The sequence below is a fragment of the Shinella sp. OV683 genome, assembly GCF_057787725.1.
Genome location: NZ_CM173543.1, coordinates 2033719 through 2060286, shown reverse-complemented (window position 1 = coordinate 2060286; position 26568 = coordinate 2033719). Strand labels below are relative to the sequence as shown.

General features: G+C 58.4%; 29 protein-coding genes. 2 read left to right on the top strand and 27 right to left on the bottom strand.

What is annotated here, in order from left to right; genetic code table 11:
* Nucleotides 1-128 precede the first annotated feature (128 nt).
* The 22 genes from rplR to rpsL form a co-directional block, all read right to left on the bottom strand.
* Nucleotides 129-491, bottom strand: a complete 363-nt coding sequence (gene rplR / locus ACXHRN_RS09815; RefSeq protein ID WP_488641131.1) for a 50S ribosomal protein L18 — start codon at nt 489-491, stop codon at nt 129-131.
* A gap of 12 nt (nt 492-503) precedes the next feature.
* Nucleotides 504-1037: a 50S ribosomal protein L6 gene (gene rplF / locus ACXHRN_RS09810; RefSeq protein WP_488641130.1), complete on the bottom strand. Its 534-nt coding sequence runs from the start codon at nt 1035-1037 to the stop codon at nt 504-506.
* A 43-nt stretch (nt 1038-1080) separates the two neighbouring features.
* The gene (gene rpsH / locus ACXHRN_RS09805) at nt 1081-1479 is read right to left on the bottom strand and encodes a 30S ribosomal protein S8 (protein ID WP_488641129.1); all 399 of its coding nucleotides are present in this window, start codon (nt 1477-1479) and stop codon (nt 1081-1083) included.
* A 12-nt stretch (nt 1480-1491) separates the two neighbouring features.
* Nucleotides 1492-1797 (bottom strand): 30S ribosomal protein S14, encoded by a 306-nt coding sequence (gene rpsN / locus ACXHRN_RS09800; RefSeq protein WP_488641128.1) that lies wholly within the window; start codon nt 1795-1797, stop codon nt 1492-1494.
* 33 nt (nt 1798-1830) lie between these two features.
* A complete protein-coding gene (gene rplE, locus ACXHRN_RS09795; protein ID WP_488641127.1) occupies nt 1831-2388 on the bottom strand; it encodes a 50S ribosomal protein L5 in 558 nt (185 codons plus the stop codon).
* Nucleotides 2381-2692 (bottom strand): 50S ribosomal protein L24, encoded by a 312-nt coding sequence (gene rplX, locus ACXHRN_RS09790; protein WP_488641126.1) that lies wholly within the window; start codon nt 2690-2692, stop codon nt 2381-2383. Before rplX ends, rplE begins: the two co-directional genes overlap by 8 nt.
* Nucleotides 2693-2710: 18 nt before the next feature.
* Nucleotides 2711-3079 carry a 50S ribosomal protein L14 gene (rplN, locus tag ACXHRN_RS09785; protein ID WP_488641125.1) on the bottom strand — a complete coding sequence of 123 codons (369 nt, stop codon included), beginning with the start codon at nt 3077-3079 and terminating at the stop codon, nt 2711-2713.
* Nucleotides 3080-3283: 204 nt separating this feature from the next.
* Nucleotides 3284-3520 (bottom strand): 30S ribosomal protein S17, encoded by a 237-nt coding sequence (gene rpsQ / locus ACXHRN_RS09780; protein ID WP_488641124.1) that lies wholly within the window; start codon nt 3518-3520, stop codon nt 3284-3286.
* A 12-nt stretch (nt 3521-3532) separates the two neighbouring features.
* Nucleotides 3533-3733: a 50S ribosomal protein L29 gene (gene rpmC, locus ACXHRN_RS09775; RefSeq protein WP_488641123.1), complete on the bottom strand. Its 201-nt coding sequence runs from the start codon at nt 3731-3733 to the stop codon at nt 3533-3535.
* 13 nt (nt 3734-3746) lie between these two features.
* On the bottom strand, nt 3747-4160 hold the full coding sequence (gene rplP / locus ACXHRN_RS09770) for a 50S ribosomal protein L16 (protein ID WP_201663655.1): 414 nt from the start codon (nt 4158-4160) through the stop codon (nt 3747-3749).
* 31 nt (nt 4161-4191) lie between these two features.
* Nucleotides 4192-4902, bottom strand: coding sequence for a 30S ribosomal protein S3 (gene rpsC, locus ACXHRN_RS09765; RefSeq protein WP_488641122.1), 711 nt, complete (start codon nt 4900-4902; stop codon nt 4192-4194).
* The gene (rplV, locus tag ACXHRN_RS09760) at nt 4902-5291 is read right to left on the bottom strand and encodes a 50S ribosomal protein L22 (protein WP_488641121.1); all 390 of its coding nucleotides are present in this window, start codon (nt 5289-5291) and stop codon (nt 4902-4904) included. Before rplV ends, rpsC begins: the two co-directional genes overlap by 1 nt.
* A 2-nt stretch (nt 5292-5293) precedes the next feature.
* Entirely contained in the window at nt 5294-5572 is a 279-nt protein-coding gene (gene rpsS / locus ACXHRN_RS09755) for a 30S ribosomal protein S19 (RefSeq protein WP_477883458.1), read from the bottom strand.
* A gap of 19 nt (nt 5573-5591) precedes the next feature.
* Nucleotides 5592-6422: a 50S ribosomal protein L2 gene (gene rplB / locus ACXHRN_RS09750; RefSeq protein ID WP_488641120.1), complete on the bottom strand. Its 831-nt coding sequence runs from the start codon at nt 6420-6422 to the stop codon at nt 5592-5594.
* An 11-nt stretch (nt 6423-6433) separates the two neighbouring features.
* Nucleotides 6434-6727: a 50S ribosomal protein L23 gene (locus ACXHRN_RS09745; protein WP_488641119.1), complete on the bottom strand. Its 294-nt coding sequence runs from the start codon at nt 6725-6727 to the stop codon at nt 6434-6436.
* Nucleotides 6724-7344 (bottom strand): 50S ribosomal protein L4, encoded by a 621-nt coding sequence (rplD, locus tag ACXHRN_RS09740; protein ID WP_488641118.1) that lies wholly within the window; start codon nt 7342-7344, stop codon nt 6724-6726. Before rplD ends, ACXHRN_RS09745 begins: the two co-directional genes overlap by 4 nt.
* Before the next feature lie 12 nt (nt 7345-7356).
* Nucleotides 7357-8037, bottom strand: coding sequence for a 50S ribosomal protein L3 (rplC, locus tag ACXHRN_RS09735; RefSeq protein WP_488641117.1), 681 nt, complete (start codon nt 8035-8037; stop codon nt 7357-7359).
* Nucleotides 8038-8191: 154 nt separating this feature from the next.
* Nucleotides 8192-8500: a 30S ribosomal protein S10 gene (gene rpsJ, locus ACXHRN_RS09730; RefSeq protein WP_137156080.1), complete on the bottom strand. Its 309-nt coding sequence runs from the start codon at nt 8498-8500 to the stop codon at nt 8192-8194.
* Nucleotides 8501-8601: 101 nt separating this feature from the next.
* The gene (tuf, locus tag ACXHRN_RS09725) at nt 8602-9777 is read right to left on the bottom strand and encodes an elongation factor Tu (RefSeq protein WP_488641116.1); all 1176 of its coding nucleotides are present in this window, start codon (nt 9775-9777) and stop codon (nt 8602-8604) included.
* A 70-nt stretch (nt 9778-9847) separates the two neighbouring features.
* The gene (gene fusA, locus ACXHRN_RS09720) at nt 9848-11947 is read right to left on the bottom strand and encodes an elongation factor G (RefSeq protein ID WP_488641115.1); all 2100 of its coding nucleotides are present in this window, start codon (nt 11945-11947) and stop codon (nt 9848-9850) included.
* Between the two features lie 24 nt (nt 11948-11971).
* The gene (gene rpsG / locus ACXHRN_RS09715; RefSeq protein ID WP_488641114.1) at nt 11972-12442 is read right to left on the bottom strand and encodes a 30S ribosomal protein S7; all 471 of its coding nucleotides are present in this window, start codon (nt 12440-12442) and stop codon (nt 11972-11974) included.
* A gap of 65 nt (nt 12443-12507) precedes the next feature.
* A complete protein-coding gene (gene rpsL / locus ACXHRN_RS09710; RefSeq protein WP_137153564.1) occupies nt 12508-12879 on the bottom strand; it encodes a 30S ribosomal protein S12 in 372 nt (123 codons plus the stop codon).
* Nucleotides 12880-13460: 581 nt separating this feature from the next.
* Here rpsL and ACXHRN_RS09705 point away from each other — a divergent pair.
* Nucleotides 13461-13754 (top strand): transcriptional regulator, encoded by a 294-nt coding sequence (locus tag ACXHRN_RS09705; RefSeq protein ID WP_488641113.1) that lies wholly within the window; start codon nt 13461-13463, stop codon nt 13752-13754.
* A 96-nt stretch (nt 13755-13850) separates the two neighbouring features.
* On the top strand, nt 13851-14558 hold the full coding sequence (locus ACXHRN_RS09700; protein WP_488641112.1) for an acid phosphatase: 708 nt from the start codon (nt 13851-13853) through the stop codon (nt 14556-14558).
* Nucleotides 14559-14654: 96 nt separating this feature from the next.
* On the opposite strand, the gene ACXHRN_RS09695 is transcribed toward ACXHRN_RS09700, so the two are convergent.
* From ACXHRN_RS09695 to rplJ, 5 genes are all read right to left on the bottom strand, one after another.
* Entirely contained in the window at nt 14655-16127 is a 1473-nt protein-coding gene (locus ACXHRN_RS09695) for a calcium-binding protein (protein ID WP_488641111.1), read from the bottom strand.
* A 499-nt stretch (nt 16128-16626) separates the two neighbouring features.
* Nucleotides 16627-20838, bottom strand: coding sequence for a DNA-directed RNA polymerase subunit beta' (gene rpoC / locus ACXHRN_RS09690; protein WP_488641110.1), 4212 nt, complete (start codon nt 20836-20838; stop codon nt 16627-16629).
* 200 nt (nt 20839-21038) lie between these two features.
* Nucleotides 21039-25175 carry a DNA-directed RNA polymerase subunit beta gene (gene rpoB, locus ACXHRN_RS09685; RefSeq protein ID WP_488641109.1) on the bottom strand — a complete coding sequence of 1379 codons (4137 nt, stop codon included), beginning with the start codon at nt 25173-25175 and terminating at the stop codon, nt 21039-21041.
* Nucleotides 25176-25369: 194 nt separating this feature from the next.
* Nucleotides 25370-25747 carry a 50S ribosomal protein L7/L12 gene (gene rplL, locus ACXHRN_RS09680; protein WP_488641108.1) on the bottom strand — a complete coding sequence of 126 codons (378 nt, stop codon included), beginning with the start codon at nt 25745-25747 and terminating at the stop codon, nt 25370-25372.
* A gap of 61 nt (nt 25748-25808) precedes the next feature.
* Complete coding sequence (rplJ, locus tag ACXHRN_RS09675; protein ID WP_488641107.1) at nt 25809-26327, bottom strand: 50S ribosomal protein L10; 519 nt, start codon at nt 26325-26327, stop codon at nt 25809-25811.
* Nucleotides 26328-26568 lie beyond the last annotated feature (241 nt).

The window sequence follows — 26568 nt, the reverse complement described above, 5'->3', positions numbered from 1 at the left end:
CTTTTCCGGTGCAATCGGCGGTTCAAAACAAGACCCCGGAGCTTCCATTTTTTGGGAAACTATCCAGGGCCCGGTGGGTTGAAGCAAAAGAGCTTCAGAGCGAAAGGCCCGGCAAGCCGGGCCGTCCATTAGAAGTTCAGGCCACCTTCGCGGGCTGCATCGGCAAGAGCCTTGATGCGGCCGTGGAAGATGAAGGAGCCGCGGTCGAAGACCACGTCCTTCACGCCAGCTGCAACGGCGCGCTCGGCTACGAGCTTGCCAACTGCGGCGGCTGCGGCAGTGTCGGCGCCGGTCTTCAGCGAAGAACGGAGGCCGGTGTCGAGGGTCGAGGCCGAAGCAAGGGTCTTGCCGGCGACGTCATCGATGACCTGTACGTAGATGTTCTTGGAAGAACGATGCACGGACAGGCGCGGGCGGCCATTGGCGACCGACTTGAGATGGCGGCGAACGCGGCTTGCGCGGCGCACCATTTGATCTTTTGTGCTAGCCATTTTTGCGCTTCCTTACTTCTTCTTGCCTTCCTTGCGGACAATACGCTCACCGGCGTACTTGACACCCTTGCCCTTGTAGGGCTCGGGACCGCGGTATTCACGGATCTCCGCAGCAACCTGGCCGACAACCTGCTTGTCGATACCGATGACGGTGATTTCCGTCGGCTTCGGCACGGCAATGGTGATGCCTTCCGGCGGCTGGTACACGACGTCGTGGGAGAAGCCCAGCTGCAGCTGCAGGTTCTTGCCCTGCAGGGCCGCACGATAACCAACGCCGTTGATTTCGAGCTTCTTCTCGTAGCCGTCCTTGACACCCTTGAAGAGGTTCTCAACCATGGTGCGGGACATGCCCCACTTTGCGCGGGCGTCCTTGGAGTCGTTGGCTGGGGTAACAGCCACCGTATTTTCTTCGAGCTTTACAACAACTTCATCATTGACGACGAAGAACAGTTCGCCCTTGGGGCCTTTAGCCGTTACCTTCTGTCCTTCGACAGTGGCGGTCACACCTGCAGGAACCTGAACGGGCTTCTTACCGATACGAGACATATTTTCTACCTGTCTGTTCGTTATGCGAGGATCACTTTGCCGATCAGAAGATCGAGCAAAGCAATTCGCCACCAACGTTCTGTTCGCGAGCCTGGTGATCGGCCATCACACCCTTCGGAGTCGAAAGGATAGTGATGCCGAGGCCGTTCGCGACCTGCGGAATGGACTTGACCGAGACATAGACCCGGCGGCCCGGCTTGGACACGCGGTCGATCTTGCGGATCACCGGTGCGCCTTCATAGTACTTCAGCTCGATGGTGAGCTCGGACTTGCCGTTCTCAAAATCGACCTTGGAATAACCGCGGATGTAGCCTTCGGACTGCAGGACGTCGAGCACGCGGGCACGAAGATTCGATGCCGGGGTGGAAACAGACGACTTGCGGCGAGCAACACCGTTGCGGATGCGGGTGAGCATATCACCCAATGGATCAGTCATGGACATGGTTTGCTCTCCTTACCAGCTTGACTTAACAATGCCGGGGATCTGCCCAAAATTGCCGAGTTGACGCAGAGCGATACGCGACATTCCGAGCTTCCGGTAGAAGGCGCGAGGACGACCGGTGACTTCGCAACGATTGCGAATCCGGACCTTCGAGCCATTCCGCGGCAGTTCAGCCAGTTTCAGAGTTGCCTTGAACCGGTCTTCGATCGGAAGATTGCGGTCCGAGATGATTGCCTTCAGCTTTGCACGCTTGTTGGCATGCTGGGCAACCAATTTACGGCGGCGCTTGTTCTTTTCAACTGCGCTCGTTTTCGCCATTTGATAGTTCCTTTTCTACGCTCGTCGTTACGGTTAGGTACGGAACGGGAAGTTGAACTCTGTCAGAAGAGCCCGTGCTTCGTCGTCGGTCTTTGCCGTCGTGCAAACGATGATGTCCATGCCCCACATCTGATCAACTTTATCGTAGTTGATTTCAGGGAACACGATGTGCTCCTTGATACCCATGGCGAAGTTGCCACGGCCGTCAAAGCTCTTCGGATTCAGGCCGCGGAAGTCGCGAACGCGCGGAAGCGCGATGTTGACCAGGCGATCCATGAATTCATACATGCGAGCGCCGCGCAGGGTAACCTTTGCGCCGATCGGCATGAATTCGCGAACCTTGAAGCCAGCGATCGAGTTGCGCGCCTTGGTGATGACAGGCTTCTGGCCTGCAATCGCGGCCAGGTCGGCAGCAGCTACGGTAGGCTTCTTGGAGTCGGCAGTTGCCTCGCCAACGCCCATGTTGATCACGATCTTGTCGACGCGCGGGATCATCATTTCGTTGGAGTAGGAGAATTTCTCCTGCAGGGCAGCGCGTACGCGCTCCTTGTATTCAATCTTGAGCCTCGGCTCGTACTTAGCTTCAGCCATCGATCGACACTCCCGAACGCTTGGCCACGCGGACCTTCTTGTCGCCCTCGATCTTGAAACCGACGCGGGTCGGCTTGCCGTCCTTGGGGTCGGCGATAGCGAGGTTCGAGAGGTGAACCGGGGCTTCCTTGTTGATGATACCGGCTTCCTGGGAAGCGGTCTGGCGCTGGTGGCGCTTCACCATGTTGATACCGCGGACTACAGCGCGGTCTTCCTTCGGCATGACAGTCAGGACTTCGCCGGAGCGGCCCTTGTCCTTGCCGGTCAAAATGACGACCTTGTCGCCTTTGCGAATCTTTTGCATCTCAGTTGTTCCTTTCGATCACAAAACTTCAGGAGCCAGCGAGATGATCTTCATGTGGTTCTTGGCGCGGAGTTCGCGCGGAACCGGTCCGAAGATACGGGTGCCGATGGGCTCTTTCTTGTTGTCGATGAGAACAGCTGCGTTGCTATCGAAGCGGATAACGCTTCCGTCGGCACGGCGGATGTCCTTTGCGGTACGAACCACAACGGCTTTCATCACATCGCCCTTCTTCACGCGGCCGCGCGGGATGGCTTCCTTGATCGAGACGACGATGACGTCGCCGATCGATGCGTATTTACGCTTGGAGCCGCCCAGCACCTTGATGCACATGACACGACGTGCGCCGGAATTATCCGCCACGTCGAGGTTTGTTTGCATCTGAATCATGTCAGGTCGCCTTCTTGTTATGACCGGACTGGTTGGGCAAGGCCTCTCGGCCCGGTCCCCTGATCCGGCTTGTCAATCCAAGTTTCACTGGAATGGCCGCGTCTTATACAAAACACGGCCAAAATCAAGTCATTTCTTAAAAAGAGTTCACGCCCGGAGGATAATCCGGGCGGGCGCTCATCTCTCTAGCGTTTGCGTAACGGCTCAGGAATGAACCGTCACCACCCGCCAGCGCTTGTCCTTGGAGATCGGTGCGCATTCCTCGATGGAAACGACATCACCGGTCTTCACTTCGTTCTGTTCGTCGTGCGCCTTGTACTTCTTGGAACGGCGAACCGTCTTCTGAAGCAAGGGATGGGCAAAGCGACGTTCGACACGGACCACGACGGTCTTGTCATTCTTGTCGCTGACGACGGTGCCCTGCAGAATGCGTTTCGGCATTTCTTAAATCCTTCAAGCCTTTGCGTCGGCCGCCTTCTGGCGGGCGATCGTTTTAATCCGGGCAATATCCTTGCGAACTTCATTGAAGCGAGCGGTCTTTTCAAGTTGACCAGTCGCCTTCTGGAAGCGCAGGTTGAACTGCTCCTTCTTCAGCTTGGCAAGTTCGTCATTCATTTGGTCGGCACTCAGTGCGCGAACATCAGAAGCTTTCATTTCAATTCACTCCTTACTCGGCAATGCGTTGAATGAAACGCGTCTTGACCGAGAGCTTGGCGGCGCCCAGGCGAAGGGCTTCGCGAGCAAGCTCTTCGCTCACGCCGTCGATTTCGAACATCACGCGACCTGGCTTGACCCGGGCTGCCCAATACTCGACAGAGCCCTTGCCCTTACCCATACGCACTTCGGTCGGCTTCGCGGTGACCGGAACGTCCGGGAACACGCGGATCCAAACGCGGCCAGCGCGCTTCATGTGACGGGTAATCGCGCGGCGGGCCGCTTCGATTTCGCGGGCATTCACCCGGTTTGGTTCCTGGGCCTTGAGGCCGTATTCACCGAAAGCAAGGTCAAAACCACCCTTGGCAACACCATGGATGCGGCCCTTGAATTGCTTGCGGAACTTCGTTTTCTTTGGCTGCAACATTTTTTATTCTCCGAAGTGCCTTACGCGCTTATCACGCGTTTTCGCGGCGACGGTTGGTGTTGCCGCCCTGGTTGTCACCTTCGATCGCGCGACGCTCGGAAGCCATCGGATCGTGCTCAAGGATTTCGCCCTTGAAGATCCAGACCTTGATGCCGCACACGCCGAAAGCGGTGTGAGCTTCTGCAACGCCGAAGTCGATGTCGGCGCGCAGCGTATGAAGCGGCACGCGGCCTTCGCGATACCACTCGCTACGGGCGATTTCCGCACCACCGAGACGGCCGGCGCAGGTGATCTTGATGCCTTCGGCACCCAGACGCATGGCCGACTGGACGGCGCGCTTCATGGCGCGGCGGAATGCTACGCGGCGCTCGAGCTGCTGGGCGATGCCCTGTGCAACCAGCGTCGAGTCGATTTCCGGCTTGCGCACTTCAACGATGTTGAGATGCGTTTCGGAGTTGGTCATCTCGGAAACCTTCTTGCGAAGCTTCTCGATGTCCGCACCCTTCTTGCCGATGATCAGACCCGGGCGAGCCGAGTGGATCGTCACGCGGCACTTCTTGTGCGGACGCTCGATCACGACCTTGGCAATGCCTGCAGCCTTGAGCTCGTTCATCAGATAAGCGCGGATCGCGAGATCTTCATGAAGAAGCTTGCCGTATTCGGCGTTGTCAGCAAACCAGCGGCTGTCCCATGTACGGTTGATGCCGAGGCGGAAGCCGACTGGATTAATTTTCTGGCCCATTATGCAGCCTCCCCTTTTTCGGCAACTTCGCGAACAACGATCGTCAGATGCGCGAACGGACGTTCGATGCGCGATGCACGACCACGGCCACGAGCGTGGAAACGCTTCATGACGATCGACTTGCCAACATACGCTTCTGCGACGACGAGCGAATCGACATCCAGATCGTGGTTGTTCTCGGCGTTTGCGATTGCCGATTCAAGGGTCTTCTTGACGGTTTCCGAAATCCGCTTGCGCGAGAATTCGAGTTCGGCAAGAGCCTTGTCGACCTTCTTGCCGCGGATCAGCGCAGCAACCAGGTTCAGCTTCTGCGGGCTGACACGAATGGTGCGGGCTACTGCCTGCGCCTCGTTGTCCTTGAGCCGGCGTTCTGTTTTAGCCTTGCCCATGATTACTTCCTCTTCGCCTTCTTGTCCGCGCCATGACCATAGTAGGTACGGGTCGGAGAAAATTCGCCGAACTTGTGTCCGACCATTTCTTCGTTGACCGACACCGGCACATGCTTGTTGCCGTTGTAGACGCCGAACGTCAGACCGACAAACTGCGGAAGAATGGTGGAGCGACGGCTCCACATCTTGATTACTTCACTGCGGCCGCCTGCGCGCACCTTCTCAGCCTTCTTGAGAAGATATCCGTCAACAAACGGGCCTTTCCATACTGAACGAGCCATATCTGACTTCCTCTCTCAATTAGCGCTGGTGACGGGAGCGCATGATGAACTTGTTGGTCGACTTGTTCGACCGCGTGCGCTTGCCCTTCGTCGGCTTGCCCCAAGGGGTAACCGGATGGCGACCACCAGAGGTGCGGCCTTCACCACCGCCGTGCGGATGGTCGACCGGGTTCATGGCGACGCCGCGAACATGCGGGCGCTTGCCCTTCCAGATCGAGCGACCAGCCTTGCCGTCGTTGGTGTTGCCGTGGTCCGGGTTGGACACTGCACCGATCGACGCCATGCACAGGCCCGAAACCAGGCGCTGTTCACCAGAGGTGAGGCGAAGGATCGCCATGCCCTGGTCACGACCGACGAGCTGCACGTAGGTGCCGGCCGAACGGGCCATCTGGCCACCCTTGCCTGGCTTCATTTCCACATTGTGGACGATGGAGCCGACTGGGATGAACTGCAGCGGCATTGCGTTGCCCGGCTTAACGTCCGCACCCTTTTCGGATGCGATGACCTTGTCGCCGGTTGCCAGGCGCTGCGGCGCCAGGATGTAGCTCAGCTCGCCATCGTCGTACTTGATGAGGGCGATGAACGCTGTGCGGTTCGGGTCGTATTCCAGGTGCACGACGGTTGCTTCAATGTCGAACTTGCGACGCTTGAAATCGACGAGGCGATAGGACTTCTTGTGACCACCACCCTGGTAGCGCGCAGTGACGCGACCCATGTTGTTGCGGCCGCCCTTGGAGCTAAGACCTTCGGTCAATGCCTTGACAGGCTTTCCCTTGTGCAGGCCGGAGCGGTCAACGATAACCAGCTGGCGCAGGCTAGGCGTTACCGGATTGAATGTTTTCAATGCCATTGTCTTATTCCTCAGAGACCGGTGGTCACATCGATCCTCTGGCCTTCGACCAGAGTTACGACGGCCTTCTTAACGTCCTGCTGCGTACCAATCGTCTGCTTGAAACGCTTGGTCTTGCCCTTGCGGACGAGCGTATTGACGGCCTTGACCTTGACGCCAAACAGAGCTTCGACGGCAGCCTTGATTTCAGGCTTCGTAGCATCCTTGGCGACGTTGAACACGACCTGGTTATATTCGGAAACCAGGGTGGACTTTTCGGTGATCGCAGGTGTGCGGATCACGTCGTAGTGGCGAAGATCAGTCATTTGAACCGCTCCTCCAGAGCTTCCACTGCTGCCTTCGTAAGCACGAGCTTGCGGCGACGCAGAATGTCGTAAACGTTGATGCCTTGGACCGGCAGCACATCCACATTCGGGATGTTCTGGGCTGCGAGCTTGAAATTGGCGTCGAGTTCGGCGCCGCCGATGAACAACACGTTGGTCAGGCCGAGGCCGCCGAGCGCACCGAGCAGAGCCTTGGTCTTTGCTTCTGCAGCAACCAGGTTGTCGACGATGATCAGCTCTTCAGACTTGAGCTTGGCCGAAAGGGCGTGACGCAGGGCCAGAGCGCGGACCTTCTTGGGAAGATCGTGGGCGTGGCTGCGAACAACCGGACCATGTGCACGACCACCGCCACGGAACTGAGGAGCACGAGCGGAATGGTGACGGGCGCGGCCGGTACCCTTCTGCTTGTACATCTTCTTGCCGGTGCGGGAGATTTCCGCGCGGGTCTTCGTGGCGTGCGAACCCTGCTGCTTCTTGGCGAGCTGGTAGCGAACCATGCGGGCAATGATGTCTTCGCGCGGGTCAAGGCCGAAAATGGCGTCCGACACGGAGACCTTGCCGGCATCTTTGCCTTCAAGTGTTTTTACGTTGAGATCCATGACAGGGCCCTCTTACTTCGCTGCGCGGATGCCAGCCGGACGCGGAGCGTCAGCCGGGATACCCGCCTTTACGGCGTCACGGACGATGATCCAGGAGCCCTTGGAACCGGGGACTGCACCGCGGACCAGGATAAGGCCGCGATCGTCATCGGTCGAAACAACTTCGAGGTTCTGCGTGGTCACGCGAGTCTGACCCATGTGGCCGGCCATCTTCTTGTTCTTGAAGACCTTGCCCGGATCCTGACGGTTACCGGTAGAACCATGCGAACGGTGAGACACGGAAACACCGTGAGTAGCGCGAAGACCAGCGAAGTTGTGACGCTTCATGGCACCGGCAAAACCCTTACCGATCGATGTGCCCGTCACGTCGACCAGCTGGCCGGCGATGAAGTGGCTGGCGGCAATTTCAGTGCCGACATCGAGAAGGTTGTCTGCGGAAACGCGGAACTCGGCAAGCTTCGCCTTCGGTTCGACCTGCGCGAGAGCAAAAGTGCCGCGCGAAGCCTTCGAGACGTTCTTTACCTTGGCAACGCCTGCACCGAGCTGGACTGCGGTGTAGCCGTTCTTTTCTTCCGTGCGCTGAGCCACCACCTGGCAGCTTTCCATGCGCAAAACTGTGACGGGAACATGCTCGCCTGCATCTGTATAGATGCGGGTCATTCCCACTTTCTGTGCAATTACACCTGAACGCATTGGTTCATTCCTCTTAGAAGTCCATCCGGGGAGCAACCCCCTTCATGCCTCTTGTTTAAGGATTCCGTCCGACCACCGGCCTTCGGGTTTCCCGTTTCTGGAAGACGTTGGCAGATGCCACGTACCTTCCTTGTTATTTCGGCTTTCGCCGGACTTAGAGCTTGATTTCCACGTCGACGCCGGCGGCCAGGTCGAGCTTCATCAGCGCGTCCACGGTCTGGGGTGTCGGATCGACGATATCGAGAAGACGCTTATGCGTGCGCATCTCGAACTGTTCGCGGCTCTTCTTGTCCACATGCGGCGAGCGGTTCACGGTGAAACGCTCGATACGGGTCGGAAGCGGCACCGGGCCACGAACCTGGGCACCCGTGCGCTTCGCGGTCGAAACAATTTCGCGCGTGGAGGCATCGAGGATCCGGTGATCAAACGCCTTCAGGCGGATGCGGATATTCTGGCCGTTCATTCGACTAGTCCTTGCTGATCATGTCCGCTTGCCGGACACTGTTCTTGTTCTTCGAAGGCAGCAGGCAGGGATCGAAACCCCTGCCCTCAATCTGGCGATCGTTATTCGATGATCGAAGCGACGATGCCGGCGCCGACGGTACGGCCGCCTTCGCGGATGGCGAAGCGCAGCTTTTCTTCCATGGCGATCGGCACGATCAGTTCGACAGACACCGTGACGTTGTCGCCAGGCATGACCATTTCCGTGCCTTCCGGCAGGCTCACGATACCGGTCACGTCAGTCGTACGGAAGTAGAACTGCGGGCGGTAGTTGGTGAAGAACGGCGTATGACGGCCGCCTTCTTCCTTGGTCAGGATGTAGGCTTCGGCCATGAACTTCTTGTGCGGCTTGACCGAACCCGGCTTGCACAGGATCTGGCCACGCTCGACGCCGTCACGGGTGACGCCGCGGATCAGCGCGCCGATGTTGTCGCCGGCCTGGCCCTGGTCGAGCAGCTTGCGGAACATTTCAACGCCGGTCACCGTCGTCTTGGTGGTGGCGCGGATGCCGACGATCTCGACTTCTTCGCCAACCTTGACGATGCCACGCTCGACGCGACCGGTCACAACCGTACCACGGCCCGAGATCGAGAACACGTCTTCGATCGGCAGCAGGAACGGCAGGTTGATCGGACGTTCCGGCGTCGGGATGTAGGCGTCAACCGCTGCCATCAGTTCGCGGATCGCGTCTTCGCCGATCTTCTTGTCGGAATCTTCAAGCGCGGCCAGAGCCGAACCCTTGATGATCGGGATTTCATCGCCCGGGAAGTCGTAGGACGACAGCAGTTCGCGCACTTCGAGCTCAACGAGTTCGAGAAGCTCGGCATCATCGACCTGGTCGACCTTGTTGAGGAACACGACGATGGCAGGCACGCCAACCTGGCGGGCCAAGAGGATGTGTTCGCGGGTCTGCGGCATCGGGCCGTCAGCGGCCGAGCACACCAGGATCGCGCCGTCCATCTGTGCGGCACCGGTGATCATGTTCTTGACGTAGTCGGCGTGGCCGGGGCAGTCAACGTGGGCGTAGTGGCGGGCAGCCGTTTCATATTCGACGTGCGCCGTCGAAATGGTGATGCCGCGGGCCTTTTCTTCCGGAGCAGCGTCGATCTGGTCATACGCCTTGTATTCACCGAAATACTTGGTGATCGCAGCCGTCAGCGACGTCTTGCCGTGGTCGACGTGACCGATCGTGCCAATGTTGACGTGCGGCTTGTTCCGCTCGAATTTGCTCTTTGCCATTGTAGGCTCTCCATTCTCGTGACCCCCGAAGGGTCGTAAGTTCAAACAATTCGGTTAAGGGGTATTCCGATCAACGCTGACCGGAATACTTTGCCTGGATTTCCTGGGCCACATTCGCCGGAACCGGCGCATAATGGTCGAAGGTCATCGAATACTGGGCGCGGCCCTGGGACATCGAGCGCAGCTTGTCAACATACTTGAACATGTTGGCGAGCGGCACATGCGCGTTGAGTACAACGCTGACGCCACGAGCTTCCTGACCCTGGATCTGGCCACGGCGGGCATTGAGGTCGCCGATGCAATCACCGACATAATCCTCAGGCGTCACGACTTCGACCTTCATGATCGGCTCGAGCAACTGGGCACCGGCCTTCTTTGCAGCTTCGCGGAAGCAGGCGCGGGAGGCGATTTCGAATGCCAGGACAGACGAGTCAACATCATGGTAGGCACCGTCGATCAGCGTCGCCATGACGCCGAGCATCGGGAAGCCAGCCAGCGGACCGGAGGTCAGAACGCTGAGGATACCCTTTTCGACGCCGGGGACGTATTCCTTCGGCACCGCACCGCCGACAACCTTGGACTCGAACTTGAAGTCGTCGCCATCGGGATTCGGCTTGAAGACAATCTTGACGCGGGCGAACTGGCCGGTACCGCCGGACTGCTTCTTGTGGGTGTAGTCTTCGGTGTGCTCGCGGGTGATGGTTTCGCGATAAGCAACCTGAGGCTCGCCGACGGTGGCTTCGACCTTGAACTCGCGACGCATGCGGTCAACGAGGATATCGAGGTGAAGTTCACCCATGCCGGCGATGATCGTCTGGCCGGATTCTTCGTCGGTCTTGACGCGGAACGAAGGATCTTCGGCAGCCAGACGGTTGAGCGCGAGGCCCATCTTTTCCTGGTCGCCCTTGGACTTCGGCTCGATGGCGATCTGGATGACCGGCTCGGGGAATTCCATGCGTTCCAGGATAACCGGCTTCAACGGATCGCAGAGCGTGTCACCGGTGGTGGCATCCTTGAGGCCGGCGAGAGCGACGATGTCGCCCGAGAAGGCTTCTTCGATGTCTTCGCGGCTGTTGGAGTGCATCTGCAGCATGCGGCCGACGCGCTCGCGCTTGTCCTTGACCGTGTTCAGAACAGATGTGCCCTTTTCGAGCTTGCCCGAATAGATGCGGCAGAAGGTGAGCGAACCGACGAACGGGTCGTTCATGATCTTGAAGGCCAGCATCGACAACGGCTCGCTGTCGTCGGCATGACGTTCGATTTCCGCGTCCGTCTTGAAGTCGATACCCTTGATAGCAGGGATATCGGCCGGCGACGGCAGGAAGTCGACGACTGCGTCGAGCAGCGGCTGAACACCCTTGTTCTTGAAGGCAGAGCCGCAGAACATCGGGAAGAACTTGACGTCGATCGTGCCGCGACGGATGAGCGCGCGGATCTGGTCGTTGTCAGGCATGTTGCCTTCGAGATAAGCTTCGGTGGCAGCTTCGTCGATTTCGACGACCTGCTCGATCATCTTTTCGCGCCATTCGACCGCAGCATCCTTGAGATCGTCCGGAATTTCAACGACGTCCCACTGAGCGCCGAGCGACTCGTCGCGCCAGACCAGTGCGTTCATTTCGATCAGATCGACGACGCCCTTGAATTCGGTTTCAGCGCCGATCGGCAGCTGGCAAACGACGGCAGTGGCGCCGAGGCGGCTCTTGATCATTTCAACCGAACGATAGAAATCGGCGCCGGTCTTGTCCATCTTGTTGCAGAAGATCATCCGCGGGACTTTGTACTTGTCGGCCTGACGCCAGACAGTTTCCGTCTGCGGCTCAACGCCGGCATTGGCGTCGAGAAGAGCGATTGCACCGTCGAGAACGCGCAGCGAACGCTCGACTTCGATGGTGAAGTCGACGTGTCCTGGGGTGTCGATGATGTTGAAGCGGCGGGTCTTGCCGTCACGGCCCTTCCAGTAGGTCGTGGTCGCAGCAGACGTGATCGTGATGCCGCGTTCCTGCTCCTGCTCCATCCAGTCCATGGTGGCAGCGCCGTCGTGGACTTCGCCGATCTTGTGCGACTTGCCGGTGTAATAAAGCACACGCTCGGTGGTCGTGGTCTTGCCAGCGTCGATATGCGCCATGATACCGAAATTGCGGTAGTCTTCGATTTTATATTCGCGAGCCATGACAGACTGCCTTTCTTTCGATGATTACCAGCGGTAGTGCGAGAACGCGCGGTTGGCTTCAGCCATCTTGTGCGTGTCTTCGCGCTTCTTGACAGCCGAACCGCGGTTGTTGGCAGCGTCCAGCAGTTCGCCGCACAGGCGGTCGATCATGGTGGTTTCGTTGCGCTTGCGGGCGGCAGTGATCAGCCAGCGAATGGCGAGAGCCTGACGGCGCTCCGGACGAACGTCGACCGGAACCTGGTACGTTGCACCACCGACGCGGCGCGAACGAACTTCAACATGCGGCGCAATGTTGTCGAGCGCAGTGTGGAAGAGACCGATCGGCTCAGCCTTCGCCTTTGCCTGGGCTGCATCGAATGCGCCGTAGACAATGGTTTCTGCAGTCGACTTCTTGCCGTCATACATGATGGCGTTCATGAACTTGGTTACGATCAGATCGCCGAACTTCGGATCCGGATTGATCTCGCGCTTTTCTGCTTTATGACGTCGGGACATATTTCTCGTCTCTCAACTGGATAAGGGACTGGCCGGGCGGAAAACCGCGACCGGCCAAATACTGATTACTTCGGACGCTTGGCGCCGTACTTGGAACGGCGCTGCTTGCGGTTCTTGACACCCTGGGTATCGAGAACACCGCGGATGATGTGGTAGCGAACGCCCGGCAAGTCCTTGACGCGGCCGCCGCGGATCATGACCACGGAGTGTTCCTGAAGGTTGTGGCCTTCGCCGGGGATGTAGCCGATGACTTCGAAGCCATTGACCAGGCGGATCTTGGCAACCTTACGAAGCGCCGAGTTCGGCTTCTTCGGGGTCGTCGTATAGACGCGGGTGCAAACACCACGCTTCTGCGGGTTTTCCTGCAGAGCAGGCACCTTGTTGCGCTTGACCTGTGCCTGACGCGGCTTGCGGATCAGCTGGTTTACGGTAGGCATGTAACCATCCCTTTAGAAAACTGTTTTCCTAACCCTCTCGGGCCAATGAACGCCGTCTCCGGCACCTCACACGATACATAATGCGCAAAACCGGACCGATCCGCCTATCTGGCAGATGACCCGAAAAAACAGAGGATACCCCGGTAAAGGAGCATCATGCGTGCAGCAATCGCGTATCAACGTGCTTTAGCGAACCTTGTTTGGAGCGAACTTCAGGACGCGTCGTCCCGAACCAGCCAGCCCCACATCGGCTCTGATGAGCGGGGTACTAAAGGTATAAACCCGTCTCGTCAAGAGCCGCCGGTAATATTTTGTGGCGAAGCGCTGGAAACGCCGGACTTCGGGCCGGATCGGGCACCCTGCCCAGCCTACACCACACCTTGTATAGGCCTATTTAGCACTTAACCCCCTGTTAAGACAATAATCTGTTTGAAGAGCAGGTTTGAAAGCGGTATTTTCTCAAGCACGGTGCAACGCCTCCGTCATTGCCCGTCACATCTGATTCTTAAGGCAGAATCACAACAACAAGTCAGCAAGAGGCGAGAAAGACGCCCTGCCCCGCCAATAGGAAAGAATCAGCCATGCAAGAACCCGTCAACGACAACGACCCCAAGGACGGCTTCGTGTTCATCATCATCGGCAAGGCCTATACCGAGGGTGACGACGAGGGCGTGGACATCCATGTCATGCTGCGCGCGCCCGACGACGACACAGCCGTGCGCGACGCCCTGAACGCCCTTACCGAGGAAGGCTTCCACGAAGCGGACCTCGACCAGATCGGCACGATCATGGGCGAGCCCGACGAAGAACCGCACGCCTCCGCCTATCAGGGCGCGCTCGAAGGCGAAGTGGCCATCATCCGGTTCAATACATAAGGTCGGCGACGGGCTGCGCTGCTTACCGGGCATTGTCACAAGGCCATGACATTTGATTGATATGTTTGGGGGTCACCGCCTTGAAGGAGTCCCCCCATGCGTGATCTCACCAAAATTTTCGCCCTTGCCCTGGCCATCGGCTTTGCCGCGCCAGCTTTCGCTGAAGACGCCAAGCCGTTTGCCGACGACAAGCAGATCAACCTGACCGAGCTTCTGTCGCCGCCGCCTGCCAATGACTCCGCCCAGATGAAAGCCGAGCTTGCCGAAATCCTGACGATCCAGGTCACCCGGACGCCTGAGATGGAAGCCCGTGCCATCGCCGATGCCGAGGAAGATGTCTGGCGGTTCGGCGATGTCATCGACAATCCCAAATTCACCAAGGAGAATTTGCCGAAGTTTTCGGCCTTCTTCGACCGCGTGGTTGCGACCGAAGGCGCAGTCGTCGATCCGGCGAAGGATTTCTGGAAGCGCCCGCGTCCGCATCTCTACAGCGATCTCGTCAAGCCGGTCGTCCCGCTGTCGAAGTCGGGCGCCTATCCCTCGGGTCACACCACCGTCGGTACGCTGATGGGTATCGTTCTTTCGAACATGGTGCCGGAAAAGAAGGCCGCCCTGATGGCTCGCGCCTGGGAATACGGTCACAACCGAATGGTCGGCGGCATCCATTACGCCACCGACATCGAGGCTGGCCGCATCGCCGGCACCGTCATCGCCCAGACGATCATGACCCACGACGACTACAAAGCCGAATTCGAAGCGGCCAAGGAAGAGCTCCGCACGGTTCTCGGCCTCGGCCACGTTTAATCTCCAAATATCCCACCTGCATAGAAGAAGAAAGCCGCCGGGTTTCCCCGGCGGCTCGGAGTGCTGACGGACCCAGTCGATCAGCAACTGCCAGTTTCACAAGGACAGATCGCTACCAGCAATGGCGATTACGCCGTTTAACTCCAGCGCGAAGTCAGCCACTCCGTTACCGTCGACATCTCCGAGCAGGAACGTATTAGCCCCGTCCTGCACGTAGCGCAGTTCACCTGCGGTATTGCTGAAAGCGTTGGTGCCGATGAAACTTAGGCCATTAATCGCGCTCAGGTCGATCGTGTCGTTGCCCTGATCGAAGTCCCCTATGAAACCGTGCGCGCCATTTCTCGTGCCGATAGCGGACGTCGAGAGAAACACGAATGTATCTTCGCCGCTGCCGCCTTCGAGGTTGTCTCCCGCGGCACCCGCAGTCAGGATATCATTGCCGTCATTGCCAGAGGCCCAACCGCCGGCGGATCCGAGCTTCAGCTTATCGTCAAAGACGGTGCCACCAAGCGCTTCAATACTCTTTGTCGTCTCGACGTTGCCGAAGCCGTCATCCTTGATCTGATGGTTGGCGAGCGTCAGATCCACGTCGACGCCATGCTGGCCCAGATTCTCCCACCAGTCGAAGTTCACTTCATCCTTGCCTTTGCCGCCATCGAATGAATCGACGCCGCTCAGTCCACGAAACTGGTTGTCGTGGCTGGATCCAATGAACTTGTCATTGAAGTAGGTGCCATAGACTGCCTCGATATTCCTGACCTTGTCGATATTGCCAAAACCATCCTTAACACTGCCAATGGCGAGATTGGCCGTGATCCCGTGATGGCCGCCGTAGCTGTCATCCTTGTGATAGCGCACTTCGTCCCAACCCTTGCCGCCATCGATCACGTCCTTTCCGCGCAGGCCCATGAAAGCTTCATTGCGACCGCTGCCTTTCAACACGTCGGCATAGACCGAACCGTCGAACTCCTCGAATTTGCTGTTGAACTTGTCTTTGTCGCCCCAGCTGTCGAGTATCGTTCCCGCAACCGCATCAAGTTTGATGCCTTGCTTGTCATCGTTTCGGTAAAAGGTATCGTTAAATGAGATCGTATCCCAACCGGCGCCACCCTTCATCGTATCGTTGCCTTCAGAGCCGCCCATGAACGAACCGGCATTTCCCGCGATGATCGTATCGTTACCGTGGTTTTCTGCGAAATTGAGATCATTGCCGACGTTGCTGCCAATGATCTTGTCATTGCCAGCAGTGAGAAGGGTCATAAAGTCGTAAATGTTGTCGTTCTTGATGAGGGCGTCCGACAGCTTGCGCGCATTGTAGGCTCCTTCCGTCACCGAAATGAGCGTTCCACCGCCATCGTCCAGGAATAGGACGCTGTTGACCGTCCCATCGCTCATGTTCTGGCCGTGAAATGTAAGCTTGCTCCCCAACAGGACGATATCGAAACCGTTGATATCTTCGTAAACGGCTTTGCTGCCCGTATGGGATTTCAAGGCAAGGCTGGCTTCATCGAACAAGTCACCGAACCAGGCGTATTCCGGCATGGCATTGCCGACCTTTATCTTGGCCATGATCATTTCCTCCCATGTGGTTCCCCGGTATTGCCGCGCACGGAAATCAACTGGATCCTTCGCACAGCGCAATGTATCGCGGCGCCGAAATTCAGCGGCACGTCACGCAGATTTCCTCCTCCGGCTGCTGACCCGGATGGAACATGTCACCGATGTGCCCGGCGGCTGATTGAAGTGAGAAAAGCAGATCGCAGAACACCAATGACGACAATTGCCCCGCGTTAGCAGGAAGGCAGATATAGTCGCAGTCCCTCTCTCACTCCCACAAGACAACGGTGAGTGAAAATAAAGTATTCAGCTCTGAACGGCGGATAATATACACAAATAAGAATGTAATGCAATTCTTATATATGGATTGAACTGATGCGTAAGCATGAACGTCCAGGATTGACTTCAATCACAACGGTAAATCCTGGAGTCTGCATCGCGCGATTGCCAAATAAAAGGCCGCCGGAGTTTCCCCCGGCGGCCTTTTGCATTTCATCGTTTCGATCAGCGATTACTCGCCGGCCCGAAGCTTATCTTCGCCTGCAAGATCCTGCAGCATCGGGGTTGCGGATTCCGCACCCGAGCCACGCTTGCGTTCCTCGAGGATCATATCGTCGCGGGCCATGGCGATCCGGCGGATCTGGGTCATGGTACCACCCGTACCGGCCGGGATCAGACGACCGACGATGACATTTTCCTTCAGGCCCTGCAGCGTGTCGCGCTTGCCGGCGATCGCAGCTTCCGTCAGCACCTTCGTCGTTTCCTGGAAGGACGCGGCGGAGATGAACGACGGAGTCTGCAGCGACGCCTTGGTGATGCCGAGAAGGACAGGCTCGCCGTAAGCGGGCTTCTTGCCTTCCTCGATCAGGCGCTCGTTGACTTCTTCCAGCTCGATACGGTCGACATTGTCGCCCGTGATATAGCCGGTATCGCCCTGCTCGGTGATCTCGACCTTCTGCAGCATCTGGCGAACGATCACCTCGATGTGCTTGTCGTTGATCAACACGCCCTGCAGACGGTAGACTTCCTGGATTTCATTGACGAGGTAGGAAGCGAGTGCTTCCACGCCCTTGATGGCCAGGATGTCGTGCGGCGCAGGATTGCCGTCGAGGATGTAGTCGCCCTTTTCGATGAAGTCGCCTTCCTGAAGATGGAAAGGCTTGCCCTTCGGGATCAGGTATTCGACCGGATCGACTCCGTCTTCGGCAGGCTCGATGATGACGCGACGCTTGTTCTTGTAGTCGCGGCCGAGGCGGATCGTACCATCGATTTCGGCGATGATCGCATGATCCTTCGGACGACGTGCTTCGAACAGTTCGGCAACGCGCGGGAGACCACCGGTGATGTCCTTGGTCTTGGCGCTTTCCATCGGCGAACGTGCAAGCACGTCACCCTGGGAAACCTTCGTACCAGGCTCGACCGAGAGAATGGCTTCGACCGACAGGAAGTAACGGGCGTCACCACCACGAGCGAGCTTCAGGATGTTGCCGCTCTCGTCCTTGATGACGATTGCCGGCTTCAGATCCGTACCGCGCGGGGTCGAACGCCAGTCGATAACCTGACGCTTGGTGATACCCGTGGATTCGTCGGTCGCTTCGAGGACCGAGATGCCGTCGACGACATCTTCGAACTCGATGCGGCCGCCCACTTCCGTCAGGATCGGGCGGGTATATGGATCCCACTCTGCCAGACGCTGACCGCGACGAACCTTGTCGCCGTCATCGACGTGGATCTTCGAACCGTAGGCAACACGCTGCGACGAACGTTCGACGCCGCGTTCGTCCAGGATCTGCACCGCCATGTTACGACCCATGGCAACGAGATTGCCATCGGAGTTGCGCAACATGTTGCGGTTCTTGATCTGGATCGTGCCTTCGTAGGACGCTTCCAGGAACGACTGGTCGACCACCGTTGCCGTGCCACCAAGGTGGAACGTGCGCATGGTCAGCTGGGTGCCCGGCTCGCCGATCGACTGCGCGGCGATGACGCCGACAGCTTCACCCATATTGACAGGCGTGCCGCGAGCAAGGTCGCGGCCGTAGCAGACGCCGCAAACGCCGGTGCGGATTTCGCAGGTCAGCGCCGAACGGATGCGGACCGACTGGATGCCGCACTTTTCGATAGCTACGACATTGGCTTCGTCGATCATAACGCCGGCCTTGACGATGTTCTCGCCGGTCAGCGGGTTGTCGATGTCGTCGAGCGCCGTACGGCCGAGGATACGCGTACCGATCGAGGCCACGACCTGGCCGGCGTCGATGATCGCCGTCATGGTCAAACCAGTTTCGGTGCCGCAATCGACATGGGTAACGATGCAATCCTGGGCGACGTCAACGAGACGACGCGTCAGGTAACCCGAGTTCGCGGTCTTCAACGCGGTGTCTGCAAGACCCTTACGGGCGCCGTGGGTCGAGTTGAAGTACTCGTTGACGGTCAGGCCTTCCTTGAAGTTCGACGTGATCGGCGTTTCGATGATCGAGCCATCCGGCTTTGCCATCAGGCCGCGCATGCCGCCGAGCTGGGACATCTGCTTCGGTGAGCCACGAGCGCCGGAATGGCTCATCATGTAGATCGAGTTCATCTGCTTCTGACGACCGCTCGGCAGGAATTCAACAGCCTTGAGGCGCTGCATCATTTCGTCGGCGACCTTTTCGGTTGCCTTGCCCCAGGCGTCAACGACCTTGTTGTACTTCTCGCCCTGGGTGATCAGGCCGTCGTTGTACTGCTGTTCGTATTCCTTCACCAAGCTTTCGGTGTCGTCGACGATCGTGTACTTCGAGGCCGGGATGACCATGTCGTCCTTGCCGAACGAAATGCCGGCGCGGCAGGCATGGGCAAAGCCCAACTGCATGATGCGGTCGCAGAAAATGACCGTGTCCTTCTGGCCGCAATGGCGGTAGACCGTGTCGATCATCTTGGAGATGTTCTTCTTGGTCAGTTCCTGGTTGCAGACGTCGAAGGGAACGTCAGGGTTCTTCGGCAGCAATTCGCCAACGATCATACGGCCCGGCGTCGTTTCGAAAATCTTCGAAACGGGCTTGCCTTCGCGGTCGACGCTCTTGAAGCGGCCGCGGATCTTGGTGTGCAGCGTCACGACCTTGTTTTCAAGCGCGTGCTGGAGTTCGCCCATGTCGGAGAACACCATGCCTTCGCCCGGCTCGCCCTTGGCGACGATCGAGAGATAATAGAGGCCAAGCACCATGTCCTGCGACGGCACGATGATCGGCGCGCCGTTCGCCGGATGCAGGATGTTGTTGGTCGACATCATCAGCACGCGTGCTTCAAGCTGGGCTTCAAGCGACAGCGGCACGTGAACGGCCATCTGGTCGCCGTCGAAGTCGGCGTTGAAGGCCGTGCAGACGAGCGGATGCAGCTGGATGGCCTTGCCTTCGACCAGGGTAGGTTCGAAGGCCTGGATGCCCAGGCGGTGCAGCGTCGGTGCGCGGTTCAGGAGAACCGGATGCTCGCGGATAACCTCGTCGAGGATGTCCCAGACTTCCGGCTTTTCCTTTTCAACCAGCTTCTTGGCCTGCTTGACGGTCGAGGAGAAACCCTTGGCGTCAAGGCGGGCATAGATGAACGGCTTGAAGAGCTCGAGCGCCATCTTCTTCGGCAGGCCGCACTGGTGCAGCTTCAGTTCCGGGCCGGTCACGATGACCGAACGACCGGAATAGTCGACGCGCTTGCCGAGCAGGTTCTGACGGAACCGGCCCTGCTTGCCCTTGAGCATGTCGGAGAGCGACTTCAGCGGGCGCTTGTTGGCGCCGGTGATGACGCGGCCACGACGGCCGTTGTCGAACAGCGCGTCCACAGCTTCCTGCAGCATGCGCTTTTCGTTGCGGATGATGATGCCCGGTGCGCGCAGTTCGATCAAGCGCTTCAGACGGTTGTTACGGTTGATGACGCGGCGATAGAGGTCGTTGAGGTCAGACGTCGCAAAGCGGCCGCCATCGAGCGGCACCAGCGGACGCAGGTCCGGCGGGATGACCGGGACGACCTTCATGATCATCCATTCCGGGCGATTGCCGGATTCGATGAAGTTCTCGACGATCTTCAGACGCTTCATCAGCTTCTTCTGCTTCAGATCCGACGTCGTGTCGGCGAGATCCGAGCGCAGTTCGCCGGCGATCTTTTCGAGCTCGAGGCCAGCCAGCATTTCGAAGATGGCTTCGGCGCCGATCATGGCGGTGAACTGGTCTTCGCCATACTCGTCAACAGCCAGCATGTAGTCTTCTTCAGACAGCAGCTGGTTTTCCTTGAGCGCGGTGAGGCCAGGCTCGGTGACGATGTAGTTTTCGAAGTAGAGAACGCGCTCGACATCCTTCAGCGTCATGTCCAGCAGCGTGGAGATGCGGCTCGGCAGCGACTTCAGGAACCAGATGTGGGCAACGGGAGCGGCGAGCTCGATATGGCCCATGCGCTCACGGCGAACGCGCGACAGCGTCACTTCGACGCCGCACTTTTCGCAGATGATGCCCTTGTACTTCATGCGCTTGTACTTGCCGCACAGGCATTCGTAGTCCTTGATAGGTCCGAAAATGCGCGCGCAGAACAAGCCGTCACGTTCCGGCTTGAAGGTACGATAGTTGATGGTCTCCGGCTTCTTGATTTCTCCGTAGGACCAGGAAAGAATCTTCTCGGGCGAGGCGATCGAGATCCGGATGGAATCGAACACCTGTGCCGGGGCCTGCGGATTGAAAAGATTCATGACCTCTTGGTTCATGCTTGTCTCCTTGGGGGCGCCATACCCTGAAAAGGGAAGCGGGGCTGATCTCGTGGGGTGCGGGATCCTTCGCTTCCGAAATGTCAGAAACCGCGTTGTCGCGGCATTCCACCCAAAGTCCGCTCAACGCAATGCCATGCGAAACGGACCAAAAGGTGACGCCGCGCGCGAATGAGTTCGCGCGCGGCTTGTCGTTTGCGTTACTCGGCCGCGTCGGGCAGTTCGACCTGCGCCTCGTCGATAACGGTGTTCTCGAGTTCGACCGAGAGACCCAGCGAGCGCATTTCCTTGACGAGAACGTTGAAGCTTTCCGGAATACCGGCTTCAAATGTGTCGTCGCCACGGACGATGGCTTCGTAGACCTTGGTACGACCCGCCACGTCATCCGACTTGACGGTGAGCATTTCCTGCAGCGTGTAGGCTGCACCGTAGGCTTCGAGCGCCCAGACTTCCATTTCCCCGAAGCGCTGACCACCGAACTGCGCCTTACCACCGAGCGGCTGCTGGGTGACGAGCGAGTACGGACCGATCGAGCGGGCGTGGATCTTGTCGTCGACAAGGTGGTTGAGCTTGAGCATGTAGATGTAGCCCACAGTCACCTTGCGGTCGAATTCCTCGCCGGTACGGCCGTCATAGAGCGTGGACTGCCCGGTGTCGGACAGGCCTGCCTTGGTCAGCAGAGTGTTGATGTCTGCTTCATGCGCACCATCGAACACCGGAGTGGCGATCGACACACCCTTGCGGGACTGCTCGGCAAGACGCACCAGCGACTCGTCGTCGAAGTCCTTGACCGGCTCGGCCTTCGGGCCGGAACCCATCAGCTCGTCCATGGTCAGGCGCAGCGGCTTGATGTCGCCGGATGCCCTGTAGGCATCGATCATGTCGCCGATCTGGCGGCCCATGCCTGCGCATGCCCAGCCCAGATGCGTTTCCAGGATCTGGCCAACGTTCATGCGCGACGGCACGCCCAGCGGGTTGAGCACCACGTCGACCGAAGTACCATCCTCAAGGAACGGCATGTCTTCGACCGGAACGATGCGCGAAACCACGCCCTTGTTGCCATGACGGCCGGCCATCTTGTCGCCCGGCTGGATCTTGCGCTTCACAGCGACGAAGACCTTGACCATCTTCATGACGCCCGGGGGCATTTCGTCGCCACGCTGGACCTTTTCGACCTTGTCCATGAAGCGCTGCTCGAGCAGCGACTTGGACTCGTCGTACTGGCCGCGAAGCGATTCCAGCTCGCCCTGTGCCTTCTCGTCTTCGACGGCGAACATCCACCACTGCGAACGGGGATATTCGGCGACGACCGACTGCGAAAGCTCGGTGCCCTTCTTGAAGCCCTTCGGACCGGCGATTGCCACCTGGCCCTTGAGCATGTCGATAAGGCGGCCGTAGACGTTACGGTCGAGGATCGCCTGTTCGTCGTCACGGTCCTTGGCGAGACGCTCGATTTCCTCGCGCTCGATGGCCATGGCGCGTTCGTCCTTTTCAACGCCGTGGCGATTGAAAACGCGAACTTCCACGACCGTGCCATAGGTGCCCGGAGGCATGCGCATGGACGTATCGCGAACGTCGGAAGCCTTTTCACCGAAGATGGCGCGCAGAAGCTTTTCTTCCGGCGTCATCGGGCTTTCGCCCTTCGGGGTGATCTTGCCGACGAGGATGTCGCCGGGGGTCACTTCAGCACCGATATAGACGATGCCGGCTTCGTCGAGGTTCTTCAGCGCTTCTTCCGAAACGTTCGGAATGTCGCGCGTGATTTCTTCCGGGCCGAGCTTGGTGTCGCGCGCCATCACTTCGAATTCTTCGATGTGGATGGAGGTGAACACGTCGTCCGACACGATACGCTCGGAAAGCAGGATCGAGTCTTCGTAGTTGTAGCCGTTCCAGGGCATGAACGCGACGAGCGCATTGCGGCCGAGCGCCAGATCGCCGAGATCGGTCGAAGGACCGTCGGCAATGATGTCGCCCTTGTTCAGGATGTCACCGACAGTGACCAACGGACGCTGGTTGATGCAGGTGTTCTGGTTGGAACGCTGGTACTTCTGCAGGCGGTAGATATCGACGCCGGACTTGCCCGGATCGAGGTCTTCCGTTGCGCGGATAACGATACGCGTCGCATCGACCTGGTCGACCACGCCGCCGCGACGAGCGCCGATGGCGGCGCCGGAGTCACGGGCAACGATCGGCTCCATGCCGGTACCGACGAACGGTGCTTCGGCACGCAGCAACGGCACGGCCTGGCGCTGCATGTTCGAGCCCATGAGCGCGCGGTTGGCGTCGTCGTTCTCAAGGAACGGAATGAGCGCCGCCGCCACCGAAACAACCTGCTTCGGCGAGACGTCCATGAGATTGATCGTTTCGCGCTGGGCCAGCATGACGTCGCCGGAATGGCGGCAGACGACGAGCTCTTCGGCGAAGGACTGGTCTTCGTTCATGACCGAGTTGGCCTGAGCGATGTAGTACTTCGCTTCTTCCATTGCCGAGAGATAGATCACGTCGTTGGTCAGCTTGCCGTCAACGATCTTGCGGTACGGGCTTTCGATGAAGCCGTACTTGTTGACGCGGGCAAACGTGGCCAGCGAGTTGATCAGACCGATATTCGGGCCTTCCGGCGTTTCGATCGGGCAGATACGGCCATAGTGGGTCGGATGCACGTCGCGGACTTCGAAGCCGGCGCGCTCGCGGGTCAGACCACCCGGTCCAAGTGCCGAAAGACGGCGCTTGTGGGTGATTTCCGAAAGCGGGTTGACCTGGTCCATGAACTGCGAGAGCTGCGAGGAACCGAAGAATTCGCGAACCGCGGCAGCTGCCGGCTTCGCATTGATCAGGTCCTGCGGCATGACAGTATCGATCTCGATCGAGGACATACGTTCCTTGATCGCGCGCTCCATGCGGAGCAGGCCGAGACGGTACTGGTTTTCCATCAGTTCGCCGACCGAACGCACACGGCGGTTGCCGAGGTTGTCGATGTCGTCGATTTCACCCTTGCCGTCGCGCAGGTCAACGAGCATCCGGACCACGGCCAGGATGTCTTCCTTGCGCAGGACGCGGACGGTATCGGCGACGTCGAGGTCAAGACGCATGTTCATCTTGACGCGACCGACGGCCGAAAGGTCGTAGCGCTCGGAGTCGAAGAACAGCGAATTGAACATCGCTTCGGCGGATTCCATCGTCGGCGGCTCGCCGGGACGCATCACGCGGTAGATGTCGAACAGCGCATCCTGGCGGTTCTCGTTCTTGTCGACGTGGATGGTGTTGCGGATATAGGCACCGACATTGATATGGTCGATGTCGAGAACCGGGATTTCAAGGAAACCGGAAGACAGAATGACGGGAAGCGTTTTCTCGTCGATTTCGTCGCCGGCTTCGAGATAGATTTCACCCGTCTTCGGGTTGACCATGTCCTCGGCAAGATAGTTGCCATAGAGATCGTCATCCGAAGCGCGAAGCGACTTCAGGCCCTTCTCGACCAATTGCTTGATCAGGCGCGGAGTCATCTTCTTGCCGGATTCGACAACCACCTCGCCGCTATCGGCGTCGATCAGGTCCGAAAGAACCTTGGTGCCCTTGAGCGTTTCGGCATTGAACGGCACGCGCCATCCCTTGCCATCCCGCGCATAGTAGGACTTGGTGTAGAAGGTCGACAGAATGTCTTCGCCGTCCATACCGAGCGCCATGAGCAGCGACGACACGGGGATCTTGCGGCGACGGTCGATACGCGCATAGACGATGTCCTTGGCGTCGAACTCGATGTCGAGCCAGGAACCGCGATACGGAATGACGCGGGCAGCAAACAAAAGCTTGCCCGACGAATGGCTCTTGCCCTTGTCGTGGTCGAAGAACACGCCCGGCGAACGGTGCATCTGCGAGACGATAACGCGCTCGGTGCCGTTGACGATGAACGTACCGTTGTTGGTCATGAGCGGCATGTCGCCCATGTAAACGCTCTGCTCCTTGATGTCCTTGATGGACTTGGAGCCGGTATCCTCGTCGATATCGAACACGATGAGGCGCAGCGTCACCTTCAGCGGCGCTGCGTAGGTCAGATCGCGCTGGCGGCATTCATCAACGTCGAATTTCGGCGGCTCGAATTCGTAGGACACGAATTCCAGCATTGCCGCGCCCGAAAAATCGGTAATCGGGAACACGGACTTGAAAACTGCGTTCAAGCCTTCGTCGGGACGCCCGCCTGCGGGCTCTTCCACCATCAGGAATTGGTCGTAGGATGCCTTCTGAACCTCGATGAGGTTCGGCATTTCTGCGACTTCCGGGATTTTTCCAAAAAACTTGCGTACGCGCCTACGACCATTGAATGAAAGGGTCTGAGCCATCGTCGCTCCTATCGGTTATAGCATTCGGGCCTGCAACAGACGGTTACCGCTGGCCAAACGGCTCCGTCATAAACTCGGGTACTCTTATCTTTAGAACCCAATACCCAAAAGCCTGTTTCAGGCTTTTGGGTAACCGGTTCGGCAGAACAGACAGTGGGAGACGGTGCCGAGCACCATCTCCCACTGCTTATATATTACTTGATTTCAACCTTGGCGCCGGCTGCTTCAAGCTTCTTCTTGAGGTCTTCGGATTCTGCCTTGTTGACAGCTTCCTTGACAGGCTTAGGAGCGCCGTCGACCAGGTCCTTGGCTTCCTTGAGGCCCAGGCCAGTGATGACGCGGACTTCCTTGATGACGTTGATCTTGTTTGCACCGGCTTCGACGAGGATAACGTCGAATTCGGTCTTTTCTTCAACGGCAGCAGCCGGAGCACCGGCGCCGGCAGCGGCTGCAACAGCAACCGGAGCAGCGGCGGAAACGCCCCACTTTTCTTCGAGCAGCTTGGAAAGTTCTGCAGCTTCCAGAACGGTCAGGCTGGACAGGTCTTCTACGATCTTTGCGAGATCAGTCATTGTTGTATTCCTTATTTTCAGTTCGAACTTGGTTTGGTTTAGGTGACAGCGAAGTACCGCCTTATGCGGCTTCGCTCTTCTCGGCATATGCTGCGAACACGCGAGCAAGCTGGCCTGCCGGTGCCTGGATGACAGCTGCGATACGGGTTGCGGGGGTCTGAATCATACCCACCAACCTTGCACGCAGTTCATCAAGCGACGGAAGGGTCGCAAGCGCTTTCACGCCTTCGGCATCAAGACTTGTGCTGCCCATGGATCCGCCGATAATGACAAGCTTGTCATTGGTCTTGGCGAATTCAGAAGCAATCTTGGGAGCCGTGATCGGGTCATTGCTGTAACAAATCAGCGTCTGTCCCTTGAAAAGATTCTGGATCTTTTCCGACTCCGTGCCCTGAAGAGCGATCTTGGCCAGGCGGTTCTTCGCGACTTTGACGGTGCCGCCGGATGCGCGCATCTTGGAACGAAGATCGTTCATCTGCGCGACCGTGACGCCAGCATAGCTCGCCACGACGACTGAGCCCGAAGCCTTGAAGACTTCGTTCAGTTCGGAGACGAATTCGCGTTTTTCCGCTCTATCCACTGTCTCACTCCAGTTAAGCAGGACCGCTATATTGCCGCGGACCCTGCCGGGTTGCCTTTGCCGCATGGGAATGATCCCAAGCGACGCTTGAGGATCCTGTCCCCTCGCGCCTCATTTCGCGGGCGAAATGCAGCACAAGGCATCCAAGGTTCGAACCGTTCTTTGCGGCATTCGCCGCGGAAACCGGTCGTACCCGTCTCATGCAGGCCAAGTGATTAAGGTTGACCACCTGCAATCTCGG